General features: G+C 61.2%; 21 protein-coding genes. 12 read left to right on the forward strand and 9 right to left on the reverse strand.

The features are described 5' to 3' along the window. The first annotated feature begins 114 nt into the window (after positions 1–114). From GQ39_RS23360 to GQ39_RS23380, 5 genes are all read left to right on the forward strand, one after another. The gene (locus GQ39_RS23360; protein WP_047534582.1) at positions 115–1,545 is read left to right on the forward strand and encodes a coniferyl aldehyde dehydrogenase; all 1,431 of its coding nucleotides are present in this window, start codon (positions 115–117) and stop codon (positions 1,543–1,545) included. Positions 1,546–1,573: 28 nt separating this feature from the next. Next, positions 1,574–2,119, forward strand: a complete 546-nt coding sequence (locus tag GQ39_RS23365) for a hypothetical protein (RefSeq protein ID WP_047534583.1) — start codon at positions 1,574–1,576, stop codon at positions 2,117–2,119. A gap of 134 nt (positions 2,120–2,253) precedes the next feature. Then, on the forward strand, positions 2,254–3,849 hold the full coding sequence (locus tag GQ39_RS23370) for a GMC family oxidoreductase (RefSeq protein WP_047534586.1): 1,596 nt from the start codon (positions 2,254–2,256) through the stop codon (positions 3,847–3,849). A 115-nt stretch (positions 3,850–3,964) separates the two neighbouring features. Then, entirely contained in the window at positions 3,965–4,444 is a 480-nt protein-coding gene (gene coaD, locus GQ39_RS23375) for a pantetheine-phosphate adenylyltransferase (protein ID WP_007975368.1), read from the forward strand. A 185-nt stretch (positions 4,445–4,629) separates the two neighbouring features. Further along, positions 4,630–4,881, forward strand: a complete 252-nt coding sequence (locus GQ39_RS23380) for a YfhL family 4Fe-4S dicluster ferredoxin (RefSeq protein ID WP_003176712.1) — start codon at positions 4,630–4,632, stop codon at positions 4,879–4,881. An 85-nt stretch (positions 4,882–4,966) separates the two neighbouring features. Here GQ39_RS23380 and mutM read toward each other — a convergent pair whose 3' ends face one another. Next, entirely contained in the window at positions 4,967–5,779 is an 813-nt protein-coding gene (mutM, locus tag GQ39_RS23385; RefSeq protein WP_047534590.1) for a bifunctional DNA-formamidopyrimidine glycosylase/DNA-(apurinic or apyrimidinic site) lyase, read from the reverse strand. A gap of 44 nt (positions 5,780–5,823) precedes the next feature. Further along, positions 5,824–6,639 (reverse strand): HDOD domain-containing protein, encoded by an 816-nt coding sequence (locus tag GQ39_RS23390; protein WP_177329364.1) that lies wholly within the window; start codon positions 6,637–6,639, stop codon positions 5,824–5,826. A 228-nt stretch (positions 6,640–6,867) separates the two neighbouring features. On the opposite strand from GQ39_RS23390, the gene GQ39_RS23395 reads away from it, so the two are divergent. The 4 genes from GQ39_RS23395 to ilvD all read left to right on the forward strand — a co-directional run bounded on the left by GQ39_RS23395 (position 6,868) and on the right by ilvD (position 12,231). Continuing rightward, on the forward strand, positions 6,868–8,064 hold the full coding sequence (locus tag GQ39_RS23395; protein WP_034147578.1) for a class I SAM-dependent rRNA methyltransferase: 1,197 nt from the start codon (positions 6,868–6,870) through the stop codon (positions 8,062–8,064). Between the two features lie 200 nt (positions 8,065–8,264). After that, on the forward strand, positions 8,265–8,723 hold the full coding sequence (locus GQ39_RS23400) for an REP-associated tyrosine transposase (protein ID WP_047534597.1): 459 nt from the start codon (positions 8,265–8,267) through the stop codon (positions 8,721–8,723). A gap of 204 nt (positions 8,724–8,927) precedes the next feature. Continuing rightward, the gene (locus GQ39_RS23405) at positions 8,928–10,130 is read left to right on the forward strand and encodes an MFS transporter (RefSeq protein WP_047534598.1); all 1,203 of its coding nucleotides are present in this window, start codon (positions 8,928–8,930) and stop codon (positions 10,128–10,130) included. A gap of 259 nt (positions 10,131–10,389) precedes the next feature. Continuing rightward, entirely contained in the window at positions 10,390–12,231 is a 1,842-nt protein-coding gene (gene ilvD, locus GQ39_RS23410; protein ID WP_047534601.1) for a dihydroxy-acid dehydratase, read from the forward strand. A gap of 211 nt (positions 12,232–12,442) precedes the next feature. Here the strand turns inward: ilvD and GQ39_RS23415 are convergent, their stop codons facing one another. Beyond that, on the reverse strand, positions 12,443–13,498 hold the full coding sequence (locus GQ39_RS23415; RefSeq protein WP_047534604.1) for a phosphorylcholine phosphatase: 1,056 nt from the start codon (positions 13,496–13,498) through the stop codon (positions 12,443–12,445). A 240-nt stretch (positions 13,499–13,738) separates the two neighbouring features. On the opposite strand from GQ39_RS23415, the gene GQ39_RS23420 reads away from it, so the two are divergent. Further along, a complete protein-coding gene (locus tag GQ39_RS23420) occupies positions 13,739–15,130 on the forward strand; it encodes an L-cystine transporter (protein WP_047534607.1) in 1,392 nt (463 codons plus the stop codon). A gap of 122 nt (positions 15,131–15,252) precedes the next feature. Here the strand turns inward: GQ39_RS23420 and GQ39_RS23425 are convergent, their stop codons facing one another. Continuing rightward, on the reverse strand, positions 15,253–15,765 hold the full coding sequence (locus tag GQ39_RS23425; protein WP_047534610.1) for a dihydrofolate reductase: 513 nt from the start codon (positions 15,763–15,765) through the stop codon (positions 15,253–15,255). A gap of 100 nt (positions 15,766–15,865) precedes the next feature. On the opposite strand from GQ39_RS23425, the gene GQ39_RS23430 reads away from it, so the two are divergent. Then, positions 15,866–17,236: a DUF2868 domain-containing protein gene (locus GQ39_RS23430; RefSeq protein ID WP_047534613.1), complete on the forward strand. Its 1,371-nt coding sequence runs from the start codon at positions 15,866–15,868 to the stop codon at positions 17,234–17,236. Further along, complete coding sequence (locus GQ39_RS23435; RefSeq protein WP_047534616.1) at positions 17,229–18,593, forward strand: GTPase/DUF3482 domain-containing protein; 1,365 nt, start codon at positions 17,229–17,231, stop codon at positions 18,591–18,593. The genes GQ39_RS23430 and GQ39_RS23435 overlap by 8 nt, the downstream gene beginning before the upstream one ends. Positions 18,594–18,706: 113 nt before the next feature. Here GQ39_RS23435 and GQ39_RS23440 read toward each other — a convergent pair whose 3' ends face one another. The 5 genes from GQ39_RS23440 to GQ39_RS23460 form a co-directional block, all read right to left on the reverse strand. Next, on the reverse strand, positions 18,707–19,264 hold the full coding sequence (locus tag GQ39_RS23440; protein ID WP_047534617.1) for a phosphonate degradation HD-domain oxygenase: 558 nt from the start codon (positions 19,262–19,264) through the stop codon (positions 18,707–18,709). Beyond that, complete coding sequence (locus tag GQ39_RS23445; protein ID WP_047534618.1) at positions 19,264–20,397, reverse strand: TIGR03364 family FAD-dependent oxidoreductase; 1,134 nt, start codon at positions 20,395–20,397, stop codon at positions 19,264–19,266. The genes GQ39_RS23440 and GQ39_RS23445 overlap by 1 nt, the downstream gene beginning before the upstream one ends. Before the next feature lie 145 nt (positions 20,398–20,542). Then, entirely contained in the window at positions 20,543–21,568 is a 1,026-nt protein-coding gene (locus tag GQ39_RS23450) for a putative 2-aminoethylphosphonate ABC transporter substrate-binding protein (protein WP_047534628.1), read from the reverse strand. Between the two features lie 39 nt (positions 21,569–21,607). Further along, the gene (locus tag GQ39_RS23455) at positions 21,608–23,332 is read right to left on the reverse strand and encodes a putative 2-aminoethylphosphonate ABC transporter permease subunit (RefSeq protein ID WP_047534630.1); all 1,725 of its coding nucleotides are present in this window, start codon (positions 23,330–23,332) and stop codon (positions 21,608–21,610) included. Continuing rightward, a complete protein-coding gene (locus GQ39_RS23460) occupies positions 23,332–24,408 on the reverse strand; it encodes a putative 2-aminoethylphosphonate ABC transporter ATP-binding protein (RefSeq protein ID WP_047534634.1) in 1,077 nt (358 codons plus the stop codon). Before GQ39_RS23460 ends, GQ39_RS23455 begins: the two co-directional genes overlap by 1 nt. Between the last annotated feature and the right edge of the window lie 105 nt (positions 24,409–24,513).

The raw sequence follows: 24,513 nt of genomic DNA on the forward strand, positions 1-24,513 counted from the left end.
GCATCTTACGACCTAACCGGACAGGGATAAAACAAAGCTGCGGCAGGATGTCATTTGACTTTATAGAGCATAGACTCTAAAACGAGCCTCATTACAATAAATCCGGAGCCGACCATGACCGCTGGAATTTCCTACCTGCAAGACCTGCAGCAGCCTCTGGAAGAACTCCACAACCTCTTCAACGCGCAGCGCGCCGCCTACGCCGCCAACCCGATGCCACCCGCGGCCCAGCGCCAGCAATGGCTCAAGGCATTGCGCGACCTGTTGAGCGCTGAACGCGAACCCCTGATTGATGCCATCAGCCAGGACTTCAGCCACCGCAGCGCCGACGAAACCTTGCTCGCCGAATTGATGCCCAGCCTGCATGGCATTCATTACGCCAGCCGCCACCTCAAAGGCTGGATGCGAGCGTCGCGCCGCAAGGTCGGCGTGGCCTTCCAGCCTGCCTCGGCCAAAGTGGTGTACCAGCCGCTGGGCGTGGTCGGGGTGATCGTGCCGTGGAACTACCCGTTGTACCTGGCCATCGGGCCTCTGGTCGGCGCGTTGGCGGCGGGTAATCGGGTGATGCTCAAGCTCAGCGAGTCCACGCCTGCTACCGGTTTGCTGCTCAAGGACCTGCTGGGACGAATCTTTCCCGAAGACCTGGTCTGCGTGGTACTGGGCGAGGCCGATATCGGGGTCGCGTTTTCACGACTGCGTTTCGATCATTTGTTGTTCACCGGCGCCACCAGCATCGGCAAACACGTGATGCGGGCCGCTGCGGAGAACCTGACGCCCGTTACCCTCGAATTGGGCGGCAAATCCCCAGCCATCGTGTCCCACGACGTGCCCCTCAAGGACGCCGCCGAACGCATCGCTTTCGGCAAGACCCTCAACGCCGGACAAACCTGCGTGGCGCCGGACTACGTGCTGGTGCCCGAAGACCGCGTTGGCTCTTTCGTCGAAGCCTATCGCCAGGCGGTTCGCGGGTTTTTTCCGACCCTGGCCAACAACCCGGACTACACCGCGATCATCAATGATCGCCAACTGGCGCGACTCAATGGCTATATCAGCGATGCCACCAGCAAAGGCGCGCTGCTGATACCGCTGTTCGAACAGGGCCAGGGACGCCGTATGGGCCACAGTTTGCTGCTCAACGTCAGCGACGACATGACGGTGATGCAGGACGAAATCTTTGGTCCACTGCTGCCGATCGTGCCGTACAAGGATCTGGATCAGGCGTTTGCCTACATCAACCAGCGCCCTCGCCCACTGGCGCTGTACTACTTCGGCTACGACAAACGCGAGCAAAACCGCGTTCTTCATGAAACCCATTCCGGCGGCGTGTGCCTGAACGACACCCTGCTGCACGTTGCCCAGGACGACATGCCCTTCGGCGGCATTGGCGCTTCGGGCATGGGTCATTACCACGGACACGAAGGTTTCCTGACCTTCAGCAAGGCCAAGGGCGTGCTGATCAAACAGCGATTCAACGCGGCGAAACTGATCTACCCGCCGTACGGAAAATCCATTCAGAAACTGATCCAGAAGCTGTTCATCCGCTAACGATCGTCACCGTCGGGTAATAACAACAATGAGCCCAAGCCTGTCCGATACACCCGCGCTGTCACGGCGCGGCCTGCTCAAGTTCAGCCTCGGCGCCAGCGCCTTTCTTGCCACGGCCGGGCTGGGAGCCAGCCTGAGCGGGTGCTCGTCGAGCATCCCGGCCAGCGGATTTTCGTCTTTGCGCAGTGGCGACCTGCTGTTTCTGCGGGCACTGGTGCCGGTCATGCTCGATGGCGCCGTGGCCGTCGAAGGAATGTCCGACGCCGTCGAAGGCACCCTGAAAAGCCTGGATTACAACCTTGATCACCTGTCGCCGGAAATGCTCAAGCTGACCCGGCAACTGTTCGACGTGCTGGGCATGGCCGTGACCCGTGGGCCACTGGCCGGCATCTGGGGCAGTTGGGAGAACGCCAGCGGCGCTGAGATCCGTCATTTCCTCGAACGTTGGGAGAACAGCGCCTTGGGCCTGTTGCGCATGGGTCACAACTCGTTACTGCAACTGGTGATGATGGCCTGGTACGGCCGCAAGGAATCGTGGGCTCATTGCGGGTATCCAGGGCCGCCAACGGTTTGAAATCGAGTCGGCCCTATCGCGGGCAAGCCACGTTCCCGCAGAGGATCGCGTCCCCCTTGTGGGAGCGAGCCTGCTCGCGAAGACGGCCTCATGAACACCACTGGTCCAAACCATAACAACAAGAGAACCCGAAGATGCCCGTACCCGATCCGTTCCGCGAAGGCATGGCCCGTGGCTGGAAAACCTACAACGGCTCACAACTGACCCAGGACCTGACCCTCGAAGCGGATGTGGCGATCATTGGCAGTGGCGCCGGAGGTGGAACCACGGCCGAAATCCTCAGCGCAGCCGGTTACAAAGTACTGCTGATCGAGGAGGGTCCGCTCAAGACCAGCAGCGACTTCAAGCTGCTTGAAGACCAGGCCTACGCCAGCCTTTATCAGGAAGGCATCGGCCGCATGAGCAAGGACGGTGCGATCACCATCCTCCAGGGCCGCGCGGTGGGCGGGACCACGCTAATCAATTGGACCTCCAGCTTCCGCACCCCGGAACCGACCCTGGAACACTGGGCCAGGGAGCACAACGTCAAGGGCCACTCGCCGGCTGAAATGGCGCCGTGGTTCGAGAAAATGGAACAGCGTCTGGGGGTCGCCCCGTGGAGGGTTCCGCCCAACGCCAACAACGACGTGATCCGCAAAGGCTGCGAAAAGCTCGGATACAGCTGGCACGTGATCCCGCGCAACGTGCGCGGCTGCTGGAACCTCGGCTACTGCGGCATGGGCTGCCCGACCAACGCCAAGCAATCGATGATGGTCACGACCATTCCCGCCACGCTGGAAAAGGGTGGCGAATTGCTGTTCCTGGCCCGCGCTGAAAAGCTCATTCTGGCGGGCGACAAGGTCACGGGCCTGCAATGCGTGGCGATGGACGAGCGCTGCGTCGAACCCACAGGGCGCCGCATCACGGTCAAGGCGCGGCATTACGTACTGGCGGGCGGCGGAATCAACAGCCCGGCGCTGTTGCTGCGTTCCGACGCGCCTGATCCGCACAAACGGCTGGGCAAACGGACTTTCCTGCATGTGGTGAACATGTCCGCCGGGCTGTTTGATGAAGTGATCAATCCGTTTTACGGGGCACCCCAGTCGATTTATTCAGACCATTTCCAATGGCTGGACGGCACCACGGGCAGAATGGCCTACAAACTGGAAGTCCCGCCACTGCACCCCGCATTGGCAAGCACGCTGCTCGGCGGTTTTGGCCAGGAAAACGCACAGCACATGGCCAACCTTCCCCATACTCACGCCATGCTCGCGTTGCTGCGGGACGGTTTTCACCCGGACAGCACCGGCGGCGCCGTCGAGTTGCGCGGTGATGGCACGCCGGTGCTCGATTACCCGATGACGCCTTATGTATGGGAAGGCTTGCGCCGTGCGTTCCACAGCATGGCCGAGATTCAGTTCGCCGGTGGCGCCAAGGCGGTGATGCCAATGCACGCCGATGCCCGTTATGTGAAAACCCTGGGCGAAGCGCGCACGCTGATCGATGGCTTGAGCCTGGAGCTGTACCGCACCCGGCTGGGCAGCGCCCATGTAATGGGCGGCTGTGCCATGGGCGAAGACCCGAAAACCGCCGTGACCGACAGCCTCGGTCGACATCATCAGCTGGCCAATCTGTCGATACACGACGGCTCGCTGTTCCCCACCAGCATTGGCGCAAATCCGCAGTTGTCGGTCTACGGGCTGACCGCGCAACTGGCGACTTCCCTGGCCGAACGTTTGAAAAACTCATGAAAACGACGAATATTCCCATCGTCTATAGTGCGTCCTTACCCAACAGGCGACTTGGCCGACCGGTTAGGCTGCGATACCATCCGACTCCCCAACGCACTCCCGCCAGGACGACGCGATGAACCGAGTGTTGTACCCAGGTACCTTCGACCCTATTACCAAGGGCCATGGCGATCTGGTCGAACGCGCCTCGCGCCTGTTCGATCACGTGATCATTGCCGTCGCCGCCAGCCCGAAGAAAAACCCGTTGTTTCCTCTGGAACAGCGCGTGGAGCTGGCACGCGAGGTCACCAAACATCTGCCGAACGTTGAAGTCGTCGGCTTCTCGACGCTGCTGGCGCACTTTGCCAAAGAGCAGAATGCCAATGTGTTCCTGCGTGGTCTGCGCGCGGTGTCGGATTTCGAGTACGAATTTCAGCTGGCCAACATGAACCGTCAGTTGGCTCCGGATGTGGAGAGCCTGTTCCTCACCCCATCCGAACGTTATTCGTTCATTTCCTCGACGCTGGTCCGCGAAATCGCAGCCCTGGGCGGCGATATCACCAAGTTCGTCCACCCTGCGGTGGCGGATGCCCTGACCGAGCGCTTCAAGAAATAGCCCCCGCAAACCGCAGGAGCGAACCTGCTGGGCGGGAAAACGACACCCCGCGGCGTTCTCGGGTTCATCGCCAGCAGGCTGGCGCCTGCAGTACGTCGCACCTGCGTGCAACGCAGGCGCCAATGCGGCACAATTACGCGCATTGATTTATTGCGCCCGGGCCTGTCGCCCTGGCTGGAGTTAGCATGTCCCTGATCATCACCGACGATTGCATCAACTGCGACGTCTGCGAACCCGAGTGCCCGAACGCCGCCATTTCCCAAGGCGAAGAGATCTACGTGATCGACCCGAACCTGTGCACCCAGTGCGTCGGCCACTACGACGAACCTCAGTGCCAACAGGTCTGCCCGGTCGATTGCATTCCCCTGGACGAAGCCCACCCGGAAACGCAAGAGCAGTTGATGGAGAAGTACCGGAAAATTACCGGCAAGGCTTGAGTCTTTCGATATCTGTTCGAACGCCATCGCGGGCAAGCCCGCTCCCACAAGGATCGCTTAAACCCTGTGGGAGACCGCAGGCGTTTCAGCGCTGACAGCGTGGGCAAAAGACGCTGGCGCGCTGCCCGAGCTTCACTTCCCGCAGCTCTGTCCCACAGACTTTGCACGGTTCAGCGCCACGGCCGTACACGAACAGTTCCTGCTGGAAGTAGCCCGGCTGACCATCACCACCGATAAAGTCCCGCAACGTGGTACCTCCGCGCTCGATGGCGGCGGCCAGGATGCGTTTGATTTCGATCGCCAGCTTCAAATAGCGCGCCCGGGAAATGCTCTTGGCCTCGCGACGCGGGTCGATCCCGGCGGCGAACAGCGCTTCGGTCGCGTAGATGTTGCCGACGCCCACCACCACCGCGTTGTCCATGATGAACGGCTTGACCGCCATCGAACGCCCGCGGGACTGCTGGAACAACCGCTCGCCATCGAACAGGTCGGTCAGTGGCTCTGGCCCGAGGCGAATCAACAATTCGTGGTTGAGCGGGTCGAGGCTCCACAACATCGCACCAAACCGTCGCGGGTCGGTGTAGCGCAGGGCCAGGCCCGATTCGAGCTCGATATCCACGTGCTCATGCTTGGCCGCCGGCGTGCCGACCTCCACCAGCCGCAGATTGCCCGACATGCCCAGATGACTGATCAACGTACCGACCTCGGCATTGATCAGCAGGTACTTGGCGCGCCGCTCGACCAGCACGATACGCTGCCCGGACAACCGCACATCGAGGTCTTCGGGAATAGGCCAGCGCAGCCGACGATCGCGCACGATTACCCGACTGACACGCTGGCCTTCCAGGTGCGGTGCAATGCCTCGACGGGTGGTTTCGACTTCTGGCAGTTCAGGCATGGTGCTCTCGAATCGGGCGCTCGAAAAAGAAGAAGGTCCGACACTCAGCGGTGAGTGCCGAGATCGCGAATGGTCTGCTTGAGGGTTTCGAAGTCGTAGTCCGACAAACCGACGTAATCGAGCACCAGATGCCCGATGCTGTTCCATTCGTGGTCTTCGGTCTGATTGCCCAGCACGCGGTAGGACGCACAAATGTGCTCGGCCATCTTCAGGATCGCCAGCAGGTTTTTCAACGTGCTGTTGCGCGACGATTCATCGCTGAAGATCGCCAGGGCATTGTGATGGTTGGCAATCGCGGCCGTCACGTGTTCCGGCAGGCGCCAGGACTTGGCCGTGTAGTAACCGACCACCGCGTGGTTGGTGTTGAACGCTTTGTTCTCGGTATCCACCACCCGGCACTCGGGGCCGGCATTGGCATAGGCCTGTTCCAGAACGCCCATGTAGTCAGGGAAGCGCTGGAGCATCAGCGGTACGCCACAGTCGTGGAACAAGCCCAGGGCATAAGCTTCATCGCCAGCCTGGGTGCCGGTGCGCTTGGCCAGGGTCAGGCAAGTCATCGCCACGTCCTGGGCCGTATCCCAGAAACGGTTCAGGGTGACGATGGTTTCATCGTTCATCTCACCCTTGATCGACTGGGCGTTGATCAGGTTGATGATCGAACGACTGCCCAGCAGATTCACCGCGCGCTGGATCGAGGCGATCTTGTTCGTCAGGCCGTAATAAGGTGAGTTGACGATCTTCAACAGGGAGCCCGAGAGACCTGGATCCTGGGAAATCAGCTTCGCGATCACCTCCAGATCCGGGTCCGGCATGTACTGCTCCATCTGCAAATCCACCATGATCTGCGGTTGGGCCGGCACACTGATGCCTTGCAGGGATTGCTGGATTTGTTCGGGAGTCAGCTCTTGGGACATAAGTACACACTCTGGGTCAGGCGCAGATTCTAGCGTCTAAAAGCGGGATTCGACATGACAAATCGAGAGACAGGGCTTTATCGCGAGCGGACAGTCCCCTCACCGCATGTCTACCGCTGACCCTGCATACGTCTCAACACGCTATACTCCCGCTCTTTTTTCTGGAGCGACGTCATGTCCCTGCCTAGCCTGCGCCTCAAAGCCAACGCCGACCGTCGTCTGCGCAACGGTCATTTGTGGGTCTATAGCAACGAAATCGATGTAGCGGCGACCCCTTTGCACGGTTTCAAGGCCGGCGACCAGGCGATCCTCGAAGCCGCAGGTGGCAAGCCCCTGGGTATCGTGGCCATGAGCCCGAACAACCTGATCTGCGCCCGCCTGCTGTCGCGCGACATCAAGCTGCCGCTGGACAAGTCGCTGCTGGTGCATCGCCTGAACGTCGCCCTGTCGCTGCGTGATCGCCTGTTCGACAAACCTTTCTATCGCCTGGTCTACGGCGACTCCGACCTGCTGCCAGGTCTGGTGGTCGATCGTTTCGGCGACATCCTGGTCGTGCAGATCGCCTCGGCGACCATGGAAGCCCATAAAGATGACGTGATCGCAGCGCTGACCCAAGTGCTCAAGCCAAGCGGCATTCTGTTCAAGAACGACTCCGCTGCCCGTGATGCCGAAGGCCTCAATCGCTATGTAGAAACCGTCTTCGGCCTGGTGCCGGAGTGGGTTGCACTGGAAGAGAACGGCGTGAAATTCGAAGCGCCGGTCATCCAGGGCCAGAAAACCGGCTGGTTCTACGACCACCGCATGAACCGCGCACGCCTGGCGCCGTACGCCAAGGGCAAACGCGTGCTGGACCTCTACAGCTACATCGGCGGCTGGGGCGTGCAGGCTGCAGCCTTCGGCGCCAGTGAAGTGTTCTGCGTCGATGCATCGGCCTTCGCCCTCGACGGCGTCGAGCGCAACGCCGCGCTGAACGGTTTCGCCGACAAAATGACCTGTATCGAAGGCGACGTCTTCGAAGCCCTGAAAGAGCTGAAAGCCAGCGAAGAGCGTTTCGACGTGATCGTGGCCGACCCGCCGGCGTTCATCAAACGCAAGAAGGACATGAAGAACGGCGAAGGCGCCTACCGTCGCCTGAACGAGCAAGCCATGCGCCTGCTCAGCAAGGACGGCATCCTGGTCAGCGCATCGTGCTCGATGCACTTGCCTGAAGATGACCTGCAGAACATTCTGCTGACCAGCGCCCGTCACCTGGATCGCAACATCCAGATGCTCGAGCGCGGCGGCCAGGGTCCGGATCACCCGGTACACCCGGCCATTGCCGAAACCCGCTACATCAAGAGCATCACCTGCCGCCTGCTGCCAAACAGCTAACACACCCCTGTAGGAGCGAGCCTGCTCGCGAAAAACGCAAAGATACCGCGGACAACCAGACACACCGCGTTATCGTTGACGTTCATCGCGAGCAGGCTCGCTCCTACAGGTGCAGGACATATCCTGATCCACTGTCGATACGACAACCACCCGCCCCACGCCTACCGTTTTCTCTTCCCACCATTGAAGAGGACAACGGAATGTCCAACACGCCAAAAGCCCATCGATTACGCACAGGTCGACACTCGCAATCCGGTCGCCTCTATCAACTGACCGCTGTCACCCATGAACGACAACCTTTCTTCCAGGATTGGCGCACGGGCCGATTGTTGGTGCACGAGTTCAGAAGGGCTCAGGAAGCCGGCCATGCCACATCTATAGCCTGGGTAGTCATGCCTGATCACTTCCACTGGTTGATTGAATTGCACAACGGTGACTTGCCGAAACTGGTGCAGGCCACCAAATCTCGCTGCACACGCCTCATCAATCAGAAACGAGATCTATATGCTCCTGTATGGCAAAAGGGCTACTTCGACCGAGCCCTGCGTCGAGAGGAAGATCTGAAAGCCATGGCTCGATACATCATCGCCAACCCGCTTCGTGCAGGGCTCGTCGACCATGTCGGTAACTATCCACTCTGGGACGCCATCTGGCTCTAATACACCCCCCTGTAGGAGCGAGCCTGCTCGCGAAAAACGCAAAGACACCGCGGACAACCAGACACACCGCGTTATCGTTGACGTTCATCGCGAGCAGGCTCGCTCCTACAGCAGATTCAGAAAGGGCCTACGCCCTTCCGCATTGACTTGCGTCTTCATCAAATCAATTCTCGTCCACCCCTCACGGAACGAGCGCGTTGATGTATGCCGCACGCCAATGACGCCAAGGAAAAGCCGTTAATCGTCCTGCTGCTGATGAGCATGACCCTGCTGGGCGTGTTCCCACTGGACGTGGTGCTCCCCTCCTTTCCAGACCTGTCGGCCTGCTTCCGGATTTCGCCTTCCGAGGCGGCGCTGTCTGTCAGCCTGTTCGCCGTCAGCCTGGCGTTCTCCGTAATGCTGGTTGGTCCCCTGTCCGACATGTGGGGCCGCAAGAAGCTGTTGCTGGGCGGTATCGCCATCGCGGCCATTGGCGCGGTGGGATGCGCAGTTTCCAGCGAATACCGTTGGTTCCTGGGTTTTCGTGTGGTCCAGGCAATCGGCTGCGGGGCCTTCTCGCTGTCACAGGCGCTGGTGCAGGATTTGTTCGAAGGCCAAGAAAGGCAGCGACTGAGGATCTGGATGGTGACCGCCAGTGGCGTATTCATTTCGATTTCGCCTCTGCTCGGCACCTGGCTGCAATTGCGGTTTGGCTGGCAAGGCAGCTTTTATGTGTTTATCGCACTGGCTGTTTCAGTCTGGTCGAGTACCTGCTGGCTGCTCAAGGAGTCCTCGGGTATCCGCACCGCTTCGCACGGCGGATTTTTCAGTGCCTATTGGCATGTCTGTTCGAATGCACGCTTCATGGCTTACTGGCTGATTTCGGCCCTGGCCTTCGCCTGCCATTTTTCGTTCATCGTGACGTCACCCATTATTTTCATGGAACACCTGGCCCTCTCACCCTATGAATACGCCTGGACGCTAATGCTGTACGGCGTTGCGTACGCGAGCGGCGGCGCAGTCGCCAACGCCTTGCAAGAACGCCTGCGAGGGCATACGCAGATCGTTGTTGGCCTGGGGCTGATCGCGGTTTCGGGTGTGCTGATGCTGTGGCTGATTCGCCACTTCGGCCTGTCTGCCGCTGCCGTGCTGGTATCCATGCTGATCTGCACGATCGGGACCACCATCACCAGGCCAGTCGTCAATAACAAGGCGATGAGTATCCACCCGCAATACGCCGGAACCTCGACTTCGGTCGGTGCCGTGCTGATCTTCATGGGCGGCGGCGTCACCAGCGTGGTGATCAATCTCGTGTCCGGGGACCTGACCACGACACTGGCCATTGGTTTTCTGACATTGAGTCTTGCAGGTCTGGGTCTGAATGCGTTGATCGACCACGAGAATCAAAGGGCGCTGGACGGTGTATGACACCTGCCGGTCGTCATCCCGCACGCTCCGTATATGCCGGATCAACGCTTCACGGCATTCCCTCCTGACGCCAGCCGTGTAGAATCGCGACATTCATCGCCAGTCATCCCCCGGCGGGTTTATGAGCTCAAGCTGAAGCGCGCGGCGATCCCGCAAAGTTTTCGGCAACTTCCGGACACACGGCCATTTCTGAGTGTTCCAGACGTCAATAGAAGCTCACTTCCCTTTTGATACCTGATTTAGCCGCCCGGAGTGCTTCATGCCTGATTATCGCTCGAAAACATCCACCCACGGCCGCAACATGGCCGGCGCCCGCGCACTGTGGCGCGCAACAGGGATGAAAGATGACGACTTCAAAAAGCCGATCATCGCCATCGCCAACTCCTTCACCCAGTTCGTACCGGGCCACGTGCACCTCAAGGACCTGGGCCAACTGGTCGCCCGCGAAATCGAACGCGCTGGCGGTGTGGCGAAAGAATTCAACACCATCGCCGTCGATGACGGTATCGCCATGGGCCACGACGGCATGCTGTATTCGCTGCCGAGCCGCGAGATCATCGCCGACTCCGTCGAGTACATGGTCAACGCCCACTGCGCCGACGCAATCGTCTGCATCTCCAACTGCGACAAGATCACCCCTGGCATGCTGATGGCGTCCTTGCGCCTGAACATCCCGGTGATCTTCGTTTCCGGCGGCCCGATGGAAGCCGGCAAGACCAAACTCGCCTCCCACGGCCTCGACCTGGTCGACGCCATGGTGATCGCCGCCGACTCCAGCGCTTCTGACGAGAAAGTCGCCGAGTACGAGCGCAGCGCCTGCCCGACCTGCGGTTCGTGCTCCGGCATGTTCACCGCCAACTCGATGAACTGCCTGGTCGAAGCACTGGGCCTGGCACTGCCGGGCAACGGTTCGACCCTGGCCACCCACAGTGACCGCGAGCAATTGTTCCTGCAGGCCGGCCGCACCATCGTCGAGCTGTGCAAGCGTTACTACGGCGAGAACGACGAGTCGGTATTGCCGCGCAACATCGCCAACTTCAAGGCGTTCGAAAACGCCATGACCCTGGACATCGCCATGGGCGGTTCCACCAACACCATCCTGCACTTGCTGGCCGCGGCCCAGGAAGCCGAGATCGATTTCGACCTGCGCGACATCGACCGTCTGTCCCGTCACGTGCCGCAACTGTGCAAGGTCGCACCGAACATCCAGAAGTACCACATGGAAGACGTGCACCGTGCCGGCGGGATCTTCAGCATCCTCGGCTCGCTGGCTCGTGGCGGCCTGCTGCACACCGACCTGCCGACCGTGCACAGCCGCAGCATGGAAGAAGCCATCGCCAAGTGGGACATCACCCAGACCACCGACGAAGCCGTGCACCACTTCTTCAAGGCCGGCCCGGCAGGCATCCCGACCCAGACCGCGTTCAGCCAGTCGACCCGTTGGGAAACCCTGGACGACGACCGTGAAAACGGCTGCATCCGCAGTGTCGAGCACGCCTACTCGAAAGAGGGCGGCCTGGCCGTGCTGTACGGCAACATCGCGCTTGATGGCTGCGTGGTGAAAACCGCGGGCGTCGACGAGTCGATCCACGTCTTCGAAGGCAATGCGAAGATCTTCGAAAGCCAGGACAGCGCCGTACGCGGCATCCTCGCCGACGAAGTGAAGGAAGGCGACATCGTCATCATTCGCTACGAAGGCCCGAAAGGCGGCCCGGGCATGCAGGAAATGCTGTACCCGACGTCCTACCTGAAATCCAAAGGCCTGGGCAAAGCCTGCGCCCTGCTCACCGACGGCCGTTTCTCCGGCGGCACCTCGGGCCTGTCCATCGGTCACGCTTCGCCTGAAGCGGCTGCCGGTGGCGCCATCGGCCTGGTGCAGGACGGCGACAAAGTGCTGATCGACATTCCGAACCGCTCGATCAACCTGTTGGTCAGCGACGAAGAACTGGCCGCGCGCCGGGTCGAGCAGGACAAGAAAGGCTGGAAGCCGGTGGAAGTGCGTCCACGTAAAGTGACCACCGCCCTGAAGGCCTATGCCCTGCTGGCGACCAGCGCCGACAAGGGTGCAGTACGTAACAAGGCAATGCTCGACGGGCTGTAAGGCTTAACCGTCGAACAAAAAAATACCCCGCCAAGTGCGGGGTATTTTTTGTCTGGCTGAAAATCCCCGAACGTTGGCGATCAACCTATGGGACCTACTGTAGGAGCGAGCCTGCTCGCGAAAAACCTGAGAGCACCGCGGGGTATCAGGCTTCCAGCGTTATCGTTGACGACCATCGCGAGCAGGCTCGCTCCTACAGTGAAGCAAATCCTTACTGGATTTCTTCCGGCTTGACGATTACCCAGTTCTTGTCCGCCGTTACCGCCAGCCCTTCCTTGGCCTGGGCCGCAGCGTTTTTGGCCATCATGCCCTGGATCTGGGTCATGTACTTATCCTTGCGGTTGACCCACAAGTGAATACCGCCCTTGGCCACGTCGACCCCGTGGAACAGCATGTAGCCATCACTTGTCGGGGTGTCACCGCCGACCAGCACCGGTTTTTTCCACTCGTCGATGTAGGTCAGGATCGCCGCGTGCTTGCCGGCCATCCAGGTCGCAGGCGTCCACAGGTACGGGGTCAATTCGAGGCCGAGGTTGGCTTTCTCGTCATACTTGCCAGCGGTGATCTGCTTGCGCGCGGTGGTCAGTTCGCCGGTCTTGCGGTCCTTGAGCAGCGTGGTCACGCCGATCACGTTCTGCGGCTTGACGTTGTAGCCGTACTTCGGGTCGGCCGCGACCATGCGCACCAGTTCTTCGGAGGCGGCGGTCATCACGTAGACCTCGATGCCGTTCTCCATCAACTTGTTGTAGAGCTCTTTCTGGCCGGTGAAGATTTTCGGCGGGTTGACGTCGAGGTTCTTGACCACGTCGCCATCGTAATACGTGGTCGGCACCGGTTTGCCGGAGGCCATCATCTCGTCGACATAGCCCTTGAGTTCTTGCAGCGTGAAGCCCGAGAACACCTGGGCAACCCATGGGTAGCAAACCATGTCGTCGACTTCGCAGAGGCGATAGTAGTAGCTGAACAGGCTTTCCTTGTGGTCGGCGGTGTCCTTGAACGGCATCAGTTTCAGGGAGGGATCAAGGGTTTCGCGAGTGATCAGGCCCTTGTTTTCCATGAACGGCAGCAACGACTCTTCGAGGTCGTAGCGGTAACTGGTGTTGTCCATGTCGAACACCGCGTAGTTACCCTTGTTGGCGTTGGCCGCGATCATTGCGTCCAGTGCCTTGGCCTGATCGGCAGGCCAGTGTTTAAGATCCGTTGCAAACACTTGGCCCGCGAGACCCAGGCAAAGTGCTGCTGCCAGAAATTTCGGTGCGAACTTCATCGGCATTTCTCCCTGATAGAAAGACATCGACGCTAACAAATAAGTGTGACAGTCCTCGTCTGTCAGCGACCGCCAACGTACCTATCGCGCCAGTTGCATCTCCGAGAGCGACACACGCTTATTCCAAAAACGACAGTTACGAGATGTTTTTGATATTAATTCATTAGATATCAAGCTGTTAGGCTTGCCGGTTCGCAGCTGCCCCGCAAGGCAGTTGGCACATGTCTAATGGGAGTTCCAATGAATCTGCCACTGATTCTGAATCTGCTGGTGTTCCTCGCCCTGCTCCTGGGCCTGGCACAAACCCGCCGCTCCAACTGGAGCCTGGCGAAAAAAGTCCTGCTCGCACTGGGGCTGGGCGTGGCATTCGGCGTGGCCCTGCACGCTGTCTACGGTGCCGGTAACCCGGTGCTTAAAGCCTCGATTGGCTGGTTCGATCTGGTGGGCAACGGCTATGTGCAATTGCTGCAAATGATCGTGATCCCACTGGTGTTCGCCTCGATCCTCAGCGCCGTGGCCCGTCTGCACAATGCTTCGTCGCTGGGAAAAATCAGCGTCCTGACCATCGGCACGCTGCTGTTTACCACCGCCATCGCGGCGCTGATCGGCATTGGCCTGACCAACCTGTTCGGCCTCACCGCCGAAGGCCTGGTCGCCGGCACCCAGGAGTTGGCCCGCCTGCAAACCATCCAGACCGACTACGCCGGCAAGGTCGCCGACCTGAATGTGCCGCAGCTGTTGCTGTCGTTCATCCCGCAAAACCCGTTCGCCGATCTGGCGCGGGCCAAGCCGACGTCGATTATCAGCGTGGTGATCTTCGCCGCTTTCCTGGGTGTCGCGGCGCTGCAACTGTTGAAGGATGACGTGGAAAAAGGTCAGAAAGTGATCAATGCCATCGACACCCTGCAAGCCTGGGTGACGCGCCTGGTACGCCTGGTCATGAAGTTGACCCCGTACGGCGTGTTGGCGCTGATGACCAAAGTGGTCGCCGGCTCCAACCTGCAGGACATCATCAAGCTCGGCAGTTTCGTGGTGGTGTCCTACATTGGCCTGGGCCTGATGTTTGTGGTCCACGGCGTGCTGGTGTCGGCGGCCGGGATCAATCCGCTGCGCTTTTTCCGCAAAATCTGGCCGGTGCTGACGTTCGCTTTCACCAGCCGCTCGAGTGCGGCGACGATCCCGCTGAGCATCGAAGCGCAGACCAGCCGCCTGGGCATTCCACAGTCCGTCGCCAGTTTCGCCGCCTCGTTCGGTGCGACCATTGGCCAGAACGGCTGTGCCGGTCTGTACCCGGCGATGTTGGCAGTGATGGTCGCGCCAACCGTGGGCATCAACCCGTTGGACCCGTTGTGGATCGCGACGCTGGTGGCGATTGTGACGCTGAGTTCGGCCGGGGTGGCCGGGGTGGGCGGTGGCGCGACCTTCGCCGCGCTGATCGTGTTGCCGGCAATGGGGTTGCCGGTGTCACTGGTGGCGTTGCTGATTTCGGTCGAGCCGCTGATTGATATGGGGCGCACGGCGTTGAACGTGAGCGGTTCGATCACGGCCGGGGCGATTACCAGTCAGGTGATGCAACAGACGGATAAAGCGTTGCTGGATGCCGATGAGCATTCGGCGTTGGCGCACGCTTAAATGCTTTAGCGTCTGATTTGGCCTCATTGCCAGCAGGCTGGCTCCCACAGGGATTTTGGGTGTTCACACATTCTGTGTTTCACCTCAAACCCACTGTGGGAGCCAGCCTGCTGGCAATGCTTTTAGGCTTTTTCCCAGACTTCGAAGCTGTACGCCGGTTTGTCGCCTTCGGCCGGGTTCGGCACATTAGACACCAGCTTCCACTGGCCCAAATCAAACTCCGGAAACCACGCGTCTCCCTCCGGGCTCAACGCCACACGCGTCAGGTACAGGCGATCGGCCTGCGCCAGCCCTTGCGCATACAACTGTGCGCCGCCAATCAGCATCAGCTCATCGACGCCTTGTGCCTTCGCCCATTCCTCGGCGCGAACCACAGCGGCCTCCAGCGACGGATAGACTTCCGCGCCTTCCAGTACCAGATCGACCTGACGGCTGACCACGATGTTCAAGCGGCCCGGCAGCGGACGACCGAGGGAATCCCAGGTCTTGCGACCCATGATGATCGGCTTGCCCAGGGTGGTGGCCTTGAAGTATTTGAAGTCCCCCGGCAAGTGCCAGGGCATGCTGTTGTCGACGCCGATCACACGGTTTTCACCGAGGGCTGCGATCAGGCTGAGGGGGAGTGATTTAGTCATGCCGGCGAGGATACCAGAGGCTCAGCTTCTCGCAACGCAGCCCCCCGACAAGCGCCACAGCGGTTATGCTCACGACTCAATCTAAGCGACGGGATGCCGCGTGACTGAACTGAATACCCTCTGGCTGACAGAAACCATCCGCCTGCGCGAAGCGCACGCCGGCCCACTGGAAGATCAGGAAGCCAATCGCCTCGCCCGCAGCGCCGGCGGTGACTTGCCGACACGCATTCAACGCCGCGCCCTGTGGCTGGCCGAGCGCGATGGCCTGAGCGACGCGCTCAAACACTGGCTGCAAGGTGCACGGCTGGCGCTGCTGGTATTGGCCGTGCTGGCCGTGGTCAGTGGCGCCGGTCTGGCGTTTGCCGCCCTGGGAGACGGCCAGATGCCGGTCAATGTGTTCTGGGCCTTGGGCAGTTTGCTCGGACTGAACCTGATCCTGTTGCTGAGCTGGGCGTTGGGCCTGGTGTTTGCCGGCGAACATGGCGCCAGCCTCGGGCGCTTGTGGCTGTGGCTCAGCGAAAAGCTCGCCCGCGACGCCAAAGCCGCGCAACTGGCCCCGGCCCTGATCCTGATGTTGCAACGACACAAACTCAATCGCTGGGCCATCGGCGTCCTGGTCAACAGCTTGTGGTTGCTGGCGATGCTCAGCGCGCTGGTGATTCTGCTGACGCTGTTGGCGACCCGGCGCTATGGCTTTGTCTGGGAAACCACCATTCTCGGCGCCGATACCTTCATCAGCGTGACCCAGGCGCTCGGTGCGCTGCCGTCCTTGCTCGGGTTCAGCGTGCCGACCGTGGAAATGATCCGCGCCAGTGGCGATGCCGCATTGAACATCGAAAGCGCCCGCCAGGCCTGGGCCGCCTGGCTGGTGGGCGTGCTGCTGGTCTACGGCGTTGTGCCGCGCCTGCTGCTCGCCGGGTTTTGTCTGTGGCGCTGGAAATCCGGCCAGGCGTCCTTGCACCTGGATTTGAACCTGCCCGGCTATGCGCAATTGCGCGAACGCTTGATGCCAACCAGCGAACGCCTGGGCATCAGCGATGCCGCGCCCGAGCAACTTCATCGGGTCGAAAGCGGTGTCAGCGACCAGCAAAGCGATGGCGCGCTGTTGGTGGCCATCGAACTGGACGACCAGCGTCCGTGGCCGCCGCCACTGCCGAAGAATGTGAGTAATGCCGGCATCCTCGACAGTCGCGAATCGCGGCACAAACTCCTCGAACAACTCAGCCGCTTCCCGCCTGCGCGTCTGGCCATCGCTTGCGATCCACGGCGTTCGCCGGATCGCGGCAGTCTTGCGCTGATCGCCGAACTGGCCCGCAGCGCCAGCGCCACCCGCGTCTGGTTGCTGCAAGCACCGCCCGGTGAGGCGCTGGACGCCGAGCGCCTTGGCGACTGGCACGTCGCGTTGCAACAGTTGGAGCTGCCATTTGCCGATTGCGCACCGCTCAATTGGCTGGAGACGGGTCATGACTAAACCGCTGAAGCTCGCCGTCGTCGGCCACACCAATGTCGGCAAGACCTCATTGCTGCGCACCCTGACCCGTGACGTCGGCTTTGGTGAAGTGTCCCACCGCCCCAGCACCACGCGACACGTCGAAGGCGCGCGCTTGTCGGTCGACGGCGAGCCCTTGCTCGACCTCTACGACACCCCCGGCCTGGAAGACGCCATCGCCCTGCTCGATTACCTCGAACGCCTGGAGCGCCCCGGCGAACGCCTCGACGGCCCGGCCCGGCTGGCACGCTTCCTCGAGGGCAGCGAAGCACGACAGCGTTTCGAACAGGAAGCCAAGGTGCTGCGGCAATTGCTGGCCTGCGACGCCGGCCTCTATGTGATCGATGCCCGCGAGCCAGTGCTGGCCAAGTACCGCGATGAACTGGAAGTGCTGGCCGGTTGTGGCAAACCGCTGCTGCCGGTGCTGAATTTTGTCAGCAGCGCCAACCACCGCGAACCGGCCTGGCGCGAAGCCCTGGCGCGCCTCGGCCTGCATGCGCTGGTGCGTTTCGACAGCGTCGCACCGCCCGAGGATGGCGAACGCCGACTCTATGAAAGCCTCGCGCTACTGCTCGAACATGCCCGCCCTCAGCTGGAGCGCTTGATTGCCGATCAACAGGCTCAACGCCGGGCACGCCAGCAGAGTGCGGTGCGCTTGATCGCCGAGTTGTTGATCGACTGCGCTGCGTGCCGACGCAGCGTGGCCAGTGACGCCGAACAGGAACAACAAGCCATCGGCGAATTGCGCAAAGCCGTGCGTCAACGGGAACAGCGCTGCGTCGAAGCCTTGCTCAAGCTCTACGCTTTCCGCCCGCAGGATGCGGCGGCCAGTGATCTGCCGCTGCTCGATGGTCGCTGGGGCGATGACTTGTTCAACCCCGAGACCCTCAAGCAACTGGGCGTGCGGGTCGGTGGTGGCATCGCCGCCGGTGCGGCTGCCGGAGCCGGGGTCGATTTGCTGGTCGGCGGCCTGACCCTTGGCGCAGCGGCACTGGCCGGGGCCATCGCGGGTGGCGCCCTGCAAACCGCGCGCAGTTATGGCAGCCGGTTGCTGGGCAAGATCAAAGGCCAGCGCGAACTGACTGTCGATGACAGCGTGCTGCGATTATTGGCGCTACGCCAACGGCAGCTGCTGCAAGCGCTGGACGCACGAGGGCACGCGGCGATGGACAGCATTCAAGTGGCCACGCCCCAGGACAAGACCTGGCGAGAAGGCAAATTGCCAGAAGCCTTGAACAAGGCCCGGGCGTATCCGCAGTGGTCGTCGCTCAATCCCCATGGGAAGTTGAATCAGGCGGAGCGGCAGGAGCAGATCGAAGTCTTGGCAAAAGATTTATAGCGTCTGGTCTGACGCCATCGCGAGCAGGCTCGCTCCCACAGGGGATTGGTGCCGGTCACAGATCCAATGTGGGGCGAGCCTGCTCGCGATGGCCGCGACTCGGTGCCAACGGTTTACGCCGCCAACAACCGCGATGCCTTGTCCTTCAATACCGCCAGATCAATGAGCGGCACATGCCTCTCTTTGGCCTGTTCATCCCAGTGCCGCATGCGCAGGCTGATTTTGCACAAAGGATCCCGTTCAAACGCCTCGGCCTGCGCCTCGGTCATCACCCCGCCCTGATACTCCAGCGTCCGGCGACTGGCTTCGCTCAAGCGCTCGTAGTACCCCGGCTCCTTGAGCGTCAGATAACGCTTGGCCTGAACGTGATACTCCACCAGACGCGCCATGCGTTCGCTGAAGCCAGCACTGCGCAAGTAATCGGCGCCCAACCGTTCATGGCTGACCACGCCGAAGCCGCCCATGTTCTCCGCGTCTTCGCTGCAGATATGCCCGATATCGTGAAAGAACGCCGCCAGCACCACTTCATCATCGAAGCCTTCGGCCAGCGCACACTGCGCGGCCTGGGACATGTGCTCGATCTGCGACACCGGCTCGCCGATGTAATCGCTGTCGCCAAAGCGCTCGTACAACCCGAACACTTCGGCGATGACTTGCTCATGACGCACCATCAGATTTCTCCCAGAACAGTGGCCACGTTGAGCTCGGCCATCGCCGGCCCGACGCTCATGCCGACGCCGGTGTGCATCAACGCCACACTCAGACCATCAGCCGGGCGCAGGAACGAAAACGGCCCCGGCCCCCGTGAACCATAGACACCCTGCCAGCGCTCAACCACTTGCACCTTGCAGCCCAGCGTCTGCTCGGCCAGCCCGATCATCCAGTCGTCGACCTGCTCGGCATTGAAGGGCGAGGGATCGCGGCCGTAATGATGGGAATCGCCGATGATCAGCTCGCCATAAGGCGTCGGGCTGATCAGCAGGTGAATGCCGTTTTCGTGCAGATGCGGTGCGTCACGCAGGATCTCCGCCTGCACCGCCGCGGCTTCCGGCAGGTCGGAGAAGGCGCCGTAATGCACGCCACTCAAACCGGTGAGCAAGGCGTGTTGCAGGTTCAGCTTGATTTGCGGTCGGGCGCGGAGCATTTGCAGGCGGCAGATTTGCGGATCGAGTTCGGCGATCTGCTCGGCCAGCAAGGTCTGATAATCGTGGCCGGAACAGACAATGATCTGCTCGGCACTGAAGCTGCCGGCGGTGCTGTACAAGCGCCCCGGCTCGATATCGCGCACCAGCGTGGAGAAGTGGAACTCGACGCCCAGGTCGCGGCGCAGGAAATCGATCAGCGCCGGAATCGCTTCGCGGGAATACAACTGTTGATCATCCATGCCGTGCAACGCGGCGCGATGATGACTGAATTGACCGCCATACAAATCGCGCAGGGCGGCACCGCGCAACAGTTCGACGTGGTAACCGTGCTCCACGGCGCGACCGGCGCAGAAAGCTTCCAGCAATTGCTCTTCTGCCTCGGTGCGGGCGAACAGGTACGAGCCATTGCGCTTGAGTTGCAGGCCGGCGAGTTGCGCCCAGTCGCCCCAGATGCCGCGACTGGCGCGAGCCAGCTCCAGCATCGGCCCCGGCGGTTGGCCGGTGACCAGTGCCTGGCCGAAGTTACGCACCGAAGCACCGACCGGCGTTTCGCTGCGCTCAAAAACCGTGACCTTCAGACCGCGTTTGGCGGCGGCATAGGCGTGGGACAAACCCAGGATGCCAGCGCCGACGATCAGCATGTCGTTGTGTTGTGTCATGTAGATTTTCCCTGAATGGGAGACCGCTATCGCTAGCAGGCTAGCTCCCACAGGAAATCGGGGGTGTTCACAAAGTTTGTGTCCACTGAAGATCCAATGTGGGAGCTAGCCTGCTAGCGATGAGGCCCTGTCAGACTATGAGGAACTACTTGGCCACGACTTTCTCGGACTTGCCGTCATAGCGCTTGCGCCATTCGGTCAGGATCTCGTCGCGGTTTTTCGAGGCCCAGGCGAAGTCGTTCTTGATCAGGCGCTGCTCATAATCGGCCGGCAGTTCGGTCTGCGGCTTGGCGATGCCCGGTTGTGCGAGGACGGCGAAGTTCTCTTTGTAGAGTTCCATGGCCTCCGGGCTGGCCGAGAAGTCCGCGAGTTTCTTCGCCGCGTCTTCGTGTGACGTGCCTTTGATCACAGCGGTGGCTTCAATTTCCCAGCCCAGGCCTTCTTTCGGCAGGATGATGTCCAGCGGTGCGCCTTGGCGCTTGAGCTGTACGGCCGGGTATTCAAAGGAAATACCGATCGGGAATTCGCCAGCGGCTGCGAGTTTGCAAGGCTTGGAGCCGGAGTGAACGTACTGGCCGATGTTCTGGTGCAAGCCGTCCATGTAGGCCCAGCCCTGCTTCTCGCCGAAGGTTTGCAGCCAGGCGCTGACGTCGAGGAAACCGGTGCCGGACGACGCCGGGTTCGGCATGACGATCTTGCCTTTGTACTCAGGCTTGGTCAGGTCCTGCCAGCTCACTGGCTTGCTCAGGCCCTGCTTCTCGGCTTCGACGGTGTTGAAGCAAATGGTCGCGGCCCAGACGTCCATCCCGACCCAGGCTGGTGGATTGGCGGCGTCGCGGTAGTTGCCGCCGATCTTGCCCAGGTCCTTTGGCGCGTAGCTTTGCAGCATGCCTTGCTGGTCGAGGATTGCCAGGCTCGAAGCGGCCAGACCCCACACGGCATCGGCCTGTGGCCGGGCTTTCTCGGCGAGCAGTTTGGCGGTGATGATCCCGGTGGAGTCACGCACCCACTTGATTTCGACGTCCGGGTTGGCCTTTTCGAAAGCGGCCTTGTAAGCGGTCAACTGTTCGGCTTCGAGGGCGGTGTACACCGTCAACTCGGTTTTCGCCGCGAAGGCGTTCAGGCTGAAAGCGGTGAGGACAGCAGCGGCCAGGGCCATAGGCTTGAACATGATCTTTTCCTGTTTTTGAGTTGAGGGGGTTGTACGCAATCAGTGACCGGGCGCGGTCTGCCGCCAGGCCTGGGAACGGCGCAGCAAGCCGCGCGAAACCCAGGCCAGGAGCAGGGACACGCCCGCCGAAGTGAACAGAATCAGGGTCGACATCGCCGCCGCGCCGCCGACGTTGCCCGCGTCGTCCATATTCAGCACCGCCACCGCCGCGAGGATGGTGTCGGGGCTGTAGAGGAAGATCGCCGCCGAGACGGTGGTCATGGCCGAGACGAACAGGTAGCGCACGATGTCCAGCAGCGCCGGCAGGCAGATCGGCACGGTGACGCGCAAGTAGTGCCGGTACAGCGGCGCCTTGAGCGACAGCGCGGCAGCTTCGAACTCGGCATCGAGTTGGCGCAACGCGGTGGTGGCGGTCATTTGCGCGGTGGTCAAATAGTGAGCAATGGTGCACACGATCAGCAGCGTCATGGTTCCGTAGAGCACATGCAGCGGGTTGCCGGTGAGGTTGAAGAAGAAGACGTACCCCAACCCCAGCACCAGGCCCGGCACCGCCATCGGCACGAAACTGAGCATTCGCAGGGTCAGGTTCAAGCCGCGCTGGCCCTTGGTTTTTTCCATCAGGTACGCGCCGGTGAAGATCAGCAGGCTGCCGATCGACGCTGTGCCCAGGGCCATCTTCAGGCTGTTGCCATAGGCCAGCCAGCCACCGCCGGCGGTTTCGTTGAACTGGTAATGATTGAGCGACAGCGACAGGTTGTACGGCCAGAACTTCACCAGCGAAGAGAACACCGCCATGCCGAACACCAGCAACAGCGCCGCACTGATCAGCAGGACGATGGCCAGGTAGCAACCGTCGCGCCGCTTCGATGGCGCCGGTTTGAACACCTGGGCCCGCCCGCTCATGGCGTCGCCATGACGACGGCGCAACCAGGCATCGACACCGAAACTGAACAGCGCCGGCAGCAGCAACACCATGCCGATCAGCGCACCGCGACCAAACTGTTGCTGGCCGACTACGGCCTTGTAGGCTTCCAGCGCCAGCACTTGATAGTCGCCACCGACCACCACGGGCACGCCGAAGTCGGTGATGGTCAGGGTGAATACCAGGCAGAACGCGGCGAACACGGCCTGACGTGTCGCCGGCCATGTGATGCTGCGGAAGGCTTTCACCGGACTGGCGCCCATGCTGGAGGCGGCATCGAACAGCCGCGCATCCGCCAGGGACAAGGCCGACAGCAGAATCATCAGCGCATGGGGGAAGGTGTAGATGACCTCACCGAGCACAATTCCCCAGAAACCATAGATGTTGTCCGAGAGCAGACCACGCAACAGGCCCTGGTTACCGAACAGGTAAACCAGCGCGATCCCCGGCAGCATCGATGGCGCCATCAACGGCAGCAGGGAAATGCCGCGCCAGATGCCTTTGGCCGGGATCAAGGTGCGTTGCAGGGCGTAGGCAAACAGGTAGGCCAGCGGTACGACAATGGCCGCGACGCTGAGGGAAACTTTCAGGCTATTGCCCAACAACCAGTGGAAATTGTCGCTGGTCACCAACTCCCTGGCGGCGACCCAACCACCGCCCTGCCCGGCTTCAGCACTGAACCCGCGCCAGAAAATCGCCAGCAACGGCATCAACACCGCAACGCCCAGCAACACCAACAAGATCACTTTGCCACCGACCACGAACAACCGATCGCCGATCTCGGCACGGGAAGTCTGCCGCACTTGTTTGTGCGGTAGCGGCAGCGCGATGTTTGCGCTCATCAGGCAAACACCTGCAGGCTGCGCGGCGGCAAGGCGACCATGATCTGTTGCGAGCCCAGACGCGGCATGGCTTCCGGCGCCAGTTCGGCCAGCAGCGCGTGCCCCGGCAACTGATCGAGTTCAAAGCTCATGCGGCAGCGATTACCGAGGAAGGTGATTTCGCGAACTTTGGCCGGGAACAGGTTTTCTTCGTGCACCGGCGGGTTGACGTTGATCGCTTCAGGGCGACAGAACAAACGGCCCGAGGCGCTTTTGGCGCTACCGTCGGCCAGGCGCATGTTCATGCCGCCGACCCGGGCGTGACTGTCACTGCTGCGATGGAAGGGCAGCCAGTTACCCTGGCCGACAAACTCCGCCACGAATGGCGTGGCCGGGCGGTTGTAGATTTCCTGTGGGGTGGCGTATTGCTCGACCTTGCCGTTGTTCATCACCGCGATGCGGTCGGCCATCAGCATGGCCTCGTCCTGATTGTGGGTGACCATCAGGGTGGTGATGCCGAGGTTGCGTTGCAGCTGGCGCAGCTCCGTGCACAGATGCTCGCGGACTCGAGCGTCGAGGGCCGACATCGGCTCATCCAGCAGCAACAGCGAAGGTGCCGGTGCCAGGGCGCGCGCCAGGGCAACGCGTTGCTGCTGACCACCGGACAACTGGCCGGGGTACTTTTTCTCACTGCCGCTCAGGCCGACCAGTTCCAGCATCTGACCGACGCGGCGGCGTACTTCATCGCGACCGCTGCCGGCGAGGCCGTAGGCAATATTCGCTTCGACGGTAAGATTGGGAAACAACGCGTAGGACTGAAACAGAATGCCGTAGTCCCGGGCTTGGGGCGCCAGGTGGGAAACGTCGCGATCACCCAGGTACAACTCGCCGCTGTCCTGCTTTTCCAGACCGGCGATGCAACGCAGCAAGGTGGTTTTGCCACAGCCCGACGGGCCGAGCAGGCACACCAGCTCACCGGCCGCCACGTCGAGGGAAACGTTATCCAGCGCACTGAAAGCGCCAAAGCGTTTCTGCACGCCACGCACTTTCATGGGCGCGCCCGGGTTGGTCAGGGCAGTTGCGATCGAGTGGTTCATGGACAGGCCTCATCAAGCAGATGAAGCTCATCCTAGGGATGTAATGCGTCCGTCATGTGGCAGTGAGGCCAAAACGGCTGATAATGGTATTCAGGGATTTGGGTT

It is taken from the genome of Pseudomonas sp. 11/12A (assembly GCF_000800055.1).
Lineage (GTDB): Bacteria > Pseudomonadota > Gammaproteobacteria > Pseudomonadales > Pseudomonadaceae > Aquipseudomonas > Aquipseudomonas mohnii.